1 protein-coding gene is annotated in these 664 nt (G+C 70.0%); it reads right to left on the bottom strand.

From position 1 onward, the window contains the following. Positions 1 to 272, bottom strand: a 272-nt coding sequence (locus AC5LSR_RS23650; protein ID WP_493469056.1) for a DUF6431 domain-containing protein, incomplete at its 3' end; no start/stop codon positions are given. Between the last annotated feature and the right edge of the window lie 392 nt (positions 273 to 664).

The raw sequence follows: 664 nt of genomic DNA, 5'->3' as shown, positions 1-664 counted from the left end.
CGCGCGACGCCACGCGCGCCAAGCCCGCCGGCCGCCGCAGCCAACGCCGCCCAGATCACCGCCACCACATCCGCACGGCGCGCCAGCACCACCACCGGCAACAGCACATGCGTGCGTCCACAGCCCGCGCAGCGCGCCCGCCGGGGCTGTAGCCACAGCGTCGCCCAGCCGAGATCCCGCACCGGCCGCCGTATCGACCAGCCCCACCCACCGAGCACCCCGCCGCAATCCCGGCAGGCCAGCTCACCCGCCCGAAGCTGCCGCTCGACCACACCCCGGTCAGCATTTACCGTGAGCACCGCGCCCTCCAGGCGCCTCACGGCCCTTCCCCGGGTTTCCCGCCAAGGACTTTTACGGGGAAGGGCCGTTCCCCTGTCCCGACATCGCTCACAGTGACGCCGTTGACAAACCGGACACCCATCCCACGGTCACAAACCAGACATCACCATCCGCAGCGACCCGCTCGCCGCCACCCTCCGCCGTCGCCGCCCGAGGCCAGACACGCACCCACCCGAGGCATCACAGCGAAAGATCAGAAACGCTGTTCGTCGGCACGCTGTCGTCGCCCATGACCGCCCACCTCAACCCAACGCCAGCCCACCACCATCAGCACCGTCAATGACGCCGCAGCCTCCGTCGTCGGCATCTTGCATGTCGCCTAACA

The organism is Protofrankia sp. CiP1_Cm_nod4, assembly GCF_982290645.1.
This window is presented reverse-complemented; position numbering and strand designations above follow the sequence as displayed.